The 6958-nt window shown below is 50.8% G+C and carries 5 protein-coding genes and 1 pseudogene; 3 read left to right on the top strand and 3 right to left on the bottom strand.

Annotation, left to right across the window (positions count from 1 at the left end; all coding sequences use genetic code 11):
• Both OB13_RS13800 and OB13_RS13805 read left to right on the top strand, forming a co-directional pair.
• Window positions 1-720, top strand: a pseudogene (locus OB13_RS13800) (hypothetical protein); the annotation flags it as partial.
• A gap of 163 nt (window positions 721-883) precedes the next feature.
• The gene (locus OB13_RS13805; protein ID WP_461490750.1) at window positions 884-2212 is read left to right on the top strand and encodes an MFS transporter; all 1329 of its coding nucleotides are present in this window, start codon (window positions 884-886) and stop codon (window positions 2210-2212) included.
• A gap of 208 nt (window positions 2213-2420) precedes the next feature.
• On the opposite strand, the gene OB13_RS13810 is transcribed toward OB13_RS13805, so the two are convergent.
• Both OB13_RS13810 and OB13_RS13815 read right to left on the bottom strand, forming a co-directional pair.
• Window positions 2421-4070 (bottom strand): amidohydrolase, encoded by a 1650-nt coding sequence (locus OB13_RS13810; protein ID WP_461490751.1) that lies wholly within the window; start codon window positions 4068-4070, stop codon window positions 2421-2423.
• A gap of 9 nt (window positions 4071-4079) precedes the next feature.
• On the bottom strand, window positions 4080-4853 hold the full coding sequence (locus tag OB13_RS13815; RefSeq protein ID WP_461490752.1) for an AMP nucleosidase: 774 nt from the start codon (window positions 4851-4853) through the stop codon (window positions 4080-4082).
• An 88-nt stretch (window positions 4854-4941) separates the two neighbouring features.
• Here OB13_RS13815 and OB13_RS13820 point away from each other — a divergent pair, with 88 nt between their 5' ends.
• Window positions 4942-5394: a type I restriction enzyme HsdR N-terminal domain-containing protein gene (locus OB13_RS13820; RefSeq protein WP_461490753.1), complete on the top strand. Its 453-nt coding sequence runs from the start codon at window positions 4942-4944 to the stop codon at window positions 5392-5394.
• A gap of 3 nt (window positions 5395-5397) precedes the next feature.
• Here the strand turns inward: OB13_RS13820 and OB13_RS13825 are convergent.
• The coding region (locus OB13_RS13825) for an LTA synthase family protein (RefSeq protein ID WP_461490754.1) at window positions 5398-6958 on the bottom strand (1561 nt) is incomplete at its 5' end.

Consider the following 6958-nt stretch of genomic DNA (forward strand, 5'->3'; position numbering starts at 1 on the left):
GACCTGATTTACAACAATTTCGTGTTGGTATATGCTCACCTTCGTGCCAAAGACTTTGAGAACGGCTTGTACTACGCAGAGCTAAATTTGCCCTTATATAAAACTTCGTCCCAGAACTGGTTTGCTTATATGGAGAACTATTTTCTGCTGGCAGTTCATGCGAAGCAGTATACCTTGGGTAACCTGTTGTTGCAGAAGGTATTTAACAATAACGCTTTCAAGAATATTCCTACCACAGCAAAGGAACGTTGGATGCTGTACCAGGCGTACTTCAGGCTCGTTTATTCAGAAGCTACCTCGATTAGTCAGGAAGCCAAGAATCCGTACCTGCTTTCTCTGCCCGAATACAGCAAAGATAAGCTCGGTTTTAACGTGGCAATTCTAACGCTACAGTTTATATACCTACTTGAAAAGGGCGATGCAGAAGCCCTCTTATACCGGATCGAGAGCCTCAAGAAATATATTTCAACTCACTTAAAGGATGTCTTCAGTTTAAGGAGCAAACTTTTCCTGAAGCTGCTGATGCTGGTGGTTACCGAAGATTTTGATGTCGTGCAATGCCGTCAGAAAGGAGAGAACTTGTATAAGAAGCTGATGGCGACGCCTGCGCCCGGGGATGCGTATGCTGAAATTGAGATCGTGCCCTATGAGCATCTTTGGGATCTCATTTTACAGATACTGAAAGATAAAGAATCACGTACCCAGCCTCGCCTCAGGTAGAGCTGCCAAAGTAGGTAGCAGTTCTGCCATGCCCTGCGCTGTCAACTGAATTTAACTGAATTCGATAACCCGGCAGGGGAGTACCTGCCTGCCAGGGTGTTAAGCAAAAGAATTTCTTACTTTAGTCTGAATCAGCTGAATAGATTTTATATATATTTCTGCTATGCAAAAGAATAACCCTACTGTTACCAAGGCCTGGTGTTTTTATGACTGGGCCAACTCAGTCTATTCACTGGTGATCATATCGACGATTTTCCCGATATATTATAGTGCGGTGGCCAAACACCCGGAAACAGCTTCCACGGTGGTCAACTTCCTGGGTTTCAATCTGCAAAGTTCTGTGCTATTCTCTTACGCAATATCAGGTTCTTTCCTGATCATAGCAGCGATGAGCCCTTTGTTGACCTCCATAGCTGACTATAGTGGCCGCAAAAAGTTATTCATGCAGTTGTTTTGCTACATCGGCTCCCTTTCCTGCGCAGGCTTATTTTTCTTCACCAGGGAGACGTTCTCTGTGTCTATGATTCTGTTTGTATTCTCTTCCATCGGCTTTAGCGGCAGTATTGTGTTCTATAACTCGTACCTGCCCGAAATCGCTACGGAAGACCAGTTTGACCGGCTGAGTGCCCGTGGCTTTGCCATGGGGTATATCGGCAGTGTCCTGTTGTTGCTCTTTAACCTGGCCATGATCCTGCAGCCAGGGTGGTTTGGAATCGCAGAAACGAATACGAGCCTTCCCCCGCGCATCGCTTTCCTCACTACAGGATTGTGGTGGTTTGGCTTTGCGCAGTATACCTTTTATCACCTGCCGGCTAACATCTACAAACGCAATCCGCAGGGCAGCTGGATACTCAACGGCTTTAAAGAGCTACAGCAGGTGCTGCACCAGGTAAAGGGCCTGCCTTTGCTCAAGAGTTTTCTGCTGGCCTACTTCTTTTTTAACATGGGGGTGCAGACCGTGATGTATGTGGCGACGATCTTCGGGATAGAGGTGCTGCAACTGCCCAGCCATGCCCTGATTGTGACCATCCTCATTATACAGCTGGTCGCCATAGCGGGCGCTTATGGATTTGCTTTTCTGTCTTCCAGGTATGGCAACATCCGGGCATTGATTGTAGCAGTCATGGTTTGGATCTGCATTTGTGTGGCCGCTTACTTTATCACCAGTGCGCTGGAATTTTATGTGCTGGCAGCAGTTGTTGGCTCGGTCATGGGCGGTATACAGTCGCTATCCCGCTCTACCTACTCAAAACTTATACCTGCCACAACCAAAGACAATGCTTCTTTTTTCAGCTTCTATGATGTGACGGAGAAGGTCTCGATCGTGCTCGGTACGCTGGCCTATGGCGCCATCGCGCAGGTAACAGGCTCTATGCGCTACAGCATACTAGCCCTGATCGTATTCTTTGCGCTGGGTCTTATCTTCCTGTCACTGATCAAAGGAAGAAAATTACTGGAAGCACGGGAAGAAGGACAGCCTGCATTGAGCTAAATAAACTAACAGGTATAGCTTTTTCAGTCAGGTTAAATCAGAAGCGGCTACTCATTTGGGCAGCCGCTTCTGATTTACATCATTTCGCCTTATGTTTTACCAGGAGGTGTGAATTTACAAACAAAAAAGTCCGCAGAAGTTAAACCTCCTGCGGACTTTCATTCATGTAGTTAAAGAGCTGTGAATTCTTAACTCTTAACTCTTAACTCTACTTCTTATACACCTGCTTGCCGTTCACGAAGGTGCGGAGTACCTGCAGGCCGCGCATTTGTTCCGGGGCAATAGTCATCAGGTCGCGGTCGACCAGAATAAAATCGGCGAACTTGCCGGGTTCGATGCTCCCTTTCTCATTCTCCTCAAATGCAGCCTTCGCAGCCCATACGGTCATCCCGCGCATGGCTTCCTGGCGGCTCAGGGCATTTTCCATCTGAAAGCCACCCTCCGGATAGTTTTTCCCATCCTGACGGGCTACGGCCGCATGAAAACCATAGACCGGGTTGATGTCCTCTACCGGGAAATCGCTGCCCAGCGGGATGTAGCCGTTCTGATCCAGCAGCTCTTTGAAAGGATAGGCATGCTTGATCCGTTCCTTGCCCAGCCGATCGCCGGCCCAGTACATATCTGAGGTGGCGTGCGTAGGCTGCACCGATGGGATCACGCTGTTGTTGCCATACTTGGCCATATCAGCAGGATTCACGATCTGGGCATGCTCTATGCGCCAGCGTTTGTCGTTTTTGCCTCCCAGTACCTCGGCGTAGATGTCGAGCAATAGGCGGTTGGCTGAGTCGCCAATGGCATGCGTGTTCATCTGGAAGCCATGCTTATTGAGTAAGGCGGCTATGTCACGGAACTCCTGCTCCGTGGCGAGCAGAAAGCCGTAGTGGCCGGGGCGGTCGCTGTATGGTTTCAGCAGGTTGGCTCCCCTTGAACCCAAAGCGCCGTCAGAGTATACCTTGAAAGAGCGCACGTTCATCCTGTCCGTCTTGTAAGGGCCATTCTGGAAGTAGTGGTCCTGGTTAATCTTACCCGGATTCATCATGGCATATACACGCATCTGGAGCTCACCACTTTTTTGCATGGCGTCCATCAGGTCTACGTTGGCCTTGTCCAGGCCGGCATCCGCAACAGAGGTAAGGCCTACGGCGAAACATTTTGCTTCCGCGGTCTGCAGTGCCTGGCGTTGTTGCTGCTCATTGGCTTCCGGTATCTTGGAAGCAACCAACCCGATCGCATTGTCAATCAGTATACCGGTCATAAGGCCGCCTTCCACTTCTACCAGGCCGCCTACCATTTTGGTCTGAGTTGTTATACCTGCCAGGTCCAGGGCTTTCTGATTCGCTAAGGCGCCGTGGCCATCTATACGGGTAAGGAGGACCGGTGTGTCCGGGAAGAGGAGGTCGAGGGTATCTTTGGTCGGGAATTCCTTCACTGCCCAGTCGTTCTGGTCCCAGCCTCGGCCTTCAATCCATTCGGCATCCGGGTATTGCTTGCGCTGGTCTACTACTTTCTGAACTACTTCTTTGAACGAGGTCGTGCCCACCAGATCAGCTGACTGCAGATCCAGGCCATAGCGGAAGAAGTGGGCGTGGCCGTCAATCAGACCCGGGTAAATGGTTTTCCCTTCCGCGTCCAGTTCTTCTGAAGCCTTAAATTTCTCACGGATCTCGGCTGTCGTGCCTACCGCTACAATCTTACCATCTTTCACGGCAAAAGCTTCTGCCTGGTCAAAATTGTCATTTACCGTATAGACAGTACCATTGAAAACGATCAGGTCAACTGACTCGGTGCGGGAACAGCTGCTTAGGAGGGTGATCCCCAACAGGGCAGTAGCTGCAAAAGTGCGTAGTGTTTTTTTCATGTGTGGTTTTTATTCGAAACGCATGTGTTTAACAGATTCACCGGAGTTGATGAGTTCGATCAGGGAATCTATACCTATACTCAGGTGCTTTTCTACATAGTTACTCGTCACCAGTTTGTCGCTTTCCGATGTTTTCACACCTTCCGGGATCATCGGGTTGTCGGACACCAGCAGCAGGGCGCCATGGGGAATTTCGTTGATGAAGCCCACCGTAAAGATGGTAGCCGTCTCCATGTCGATGCCCATGGCCCGGATCTGGCGCAGGTACTCTTTGAAATCTTCATCATGCTCCCATACGCGGCGGTTGGTGGTATACACGGTGCCGGTCCAGTAGTCCATTTCGTGCTTTTTGATCATGGACGAGACGGCACGCTGCAAACGGAACGAAGGCAAAGCCGGAATTTCAGGGGGGAGGTAGTCATCAGAAGTACCTTCGCCCCGGATCGCTGCGATTGGCAGGATCAGGTCCCCGATCTGGGTTTTTCTTTTAAGGCCACCACACTTGCCCAGAAACAGGGCTGCTTTTGGCTTGATAGCGGAGAGCAGGTCCATTACCGTGGCTGCCATCGCACTCCCCATACCAAAGTTGATGATGGTAATGTTGTTGGCCGTAGCCGTTTGCATGGGTTTGTCCAGGCCTCTGATCTCAACGCCAAACCGGTCGGCGAACATGCGTACGTAATTGATAAAGTTGGTCAGCAGAATATATTCTCCAAACTCGTCCAATGGCACGCCGGTATACCTCGGGAGCCAGTCGCCTACTATTTCCTCTTTCGTCTTCATGGGTTAAATATATAAATAAATAGATATAAAAAAACCGCCTTGGCAAATCTTACGCTGGGGCGGAGCTGCAAAAATGGTAAATTGCGGTATGGAAATGCTGAACCTGCCGCCATTTGCGTACAAAATTAAACAATCCGGAACTAACTCCGTGATTTTTGATGCCCTCCGCAGGAAATATGTTCCCCTCACCCCCGAAGAGTGGGTGCGGCAGCATTTCATGCACTACCTCACCGGTGCGCTCCGCTATCCCAGGAGCCTTATCAGTATAGAACGCGGCACCACCTATAACAAGTTACAGAAGCGCACCGATATGTGCGTGTATGACCAGCGGGGAAAGCCACACCTGCTGGTGGAATGTAAGGCGGCGCATGTGCCCATTACGCAGGAAGTAGTCAAACAGGTATCGGTCTATAACCAGGTCCTCCAGGCCCGGTATGTGGTGATTACCAACGGCCTGGAGCACTACTGCTGGGAAGTGGACTTCGAGAGCCGCCGGTTTCAGCCACTACAGGAAATCCCGGTATTCCAGACGCTCCTGTAGCCGCTACTTCTCCTTCCGCCAAGGGTATAGATCGTTGGCCACCATCTTGTTGCGGAAGTACTGTACGTACGCTTTGAGTTGTTTTTCCTGAAGTTCGGATGGAGAGGCAGGGGCCATATCCGGGTAGGTATAGAACCGGGTCTGATCATCCGCCGTGAGCTCGGTGACACCCTGCTGTTGCACCATAAAGTAGGAGGCCCCGTTATAAAACAAGGCGTGTCCCGTACCCGCCGTATCCAGTACCGATTGTCCGAAAGGGAGCAGCTTGTCGGTGGGCAGGTTCAGGTAGTCTACCAGGGTCGGCAGAATATCGGCGTGTTGGGTTACTTTCTGTTCATCCGCCTGTAGTTTCTTGCCAGGGTGAAACAGCAGCAAAGGCACCCGGAAGAAACCCAGTTCGTTCTGGTATTCCGGCCGGATGCTCTTTTGCGTATGATCGGCCACAAGTATAAACAGCGTATTCTGGTACCAGGGCTGTTTGGAGGCTGTTTCAAAGAAGGCTCGCAGGGCATGATCCGCGTAGCCGACTGATTCATGAATCTCCAGTTCGCCCTTCGGAAACTTATTCTTATACTTGTCCGGAACGGTATAGGGGTGATGCGAACTGAGTGTAAAGAGCGTCGCAAAGAAAGGTTGCCGGATCGTATTCAGCTCACCTGCTACGTACTGCAGGTAAGGTTCATCAAAGATTCCCCAATTCCCGTCATAGTCCCGTTCCCGCAATTCCGACGGATACTCATCCAGGCCATAGTAGCGGGCTATACCTGACATGCGCGTAAACTCATTGAAGCCCATCGTCCCATTTGTCGCTCCGTGAAAGAAAGCGGATTCATACCCGGCGTCGCGCAGCAGGTGGCCTATACTGTAGAGGGTGTTCGACTGGTAAGGAGAGATAATATAAGGCTCCTGCAGCAGCGAAGGCAAGCCCGACATGATGGAAGGCAATGCTTCGATGGATTTTCGCCCGTTGGCAAAGTTGTTTCGGAACAGCAGCCCTTCCTTCGCCAGGGAATCCAGGAACGGGGTATAGCCTTGCCCGTTGTTGAGGGCACCCACATATTCGGAAGCAAAACTTTCCAGGATGATCAGCACCACATTTTCCTGAAGCGGCGAATCCTGCGGTTGTGCATATTTATTTGGATCAAAGTTCATAGCAGCCAGTAACTCTGCATCCGAAGCGAAATAGTGCTTTTCTTCCAGCTTCGACTTTCCGATACTCTTGATAAAAGTGAACGGACTGTTGAGCGACAAATGCCCCAGTACGGCAGGCTCGAGTACAAAGGCGTGCGCCGGCCGGAGCGGTTTGAGTTGTATGCCTCCGCGTATGCCCAGCACCACAAAGGCCGCTACGAGCAGCAGCCGAAGGTAGCGTTTCCACAGTACAGGCGGCTGGTGCGGTATAAGAGCTGCTTTCGGGTATACCCTGGCGATAGCGACGAGGAGCACAACAAAGCCAAGTCCCATGTACCAGTAGTAGCCGGCCAGTTGCCCGATCTGGTTCAGGACATCGCCTGTTATGGTCAGGATCTCGTTCCCGGACCGCCTGCCAATGAACTTAAAGAAC

It is taken from the genome of Pontibacter sp. HJ8 (assembly GCF_054824225.1).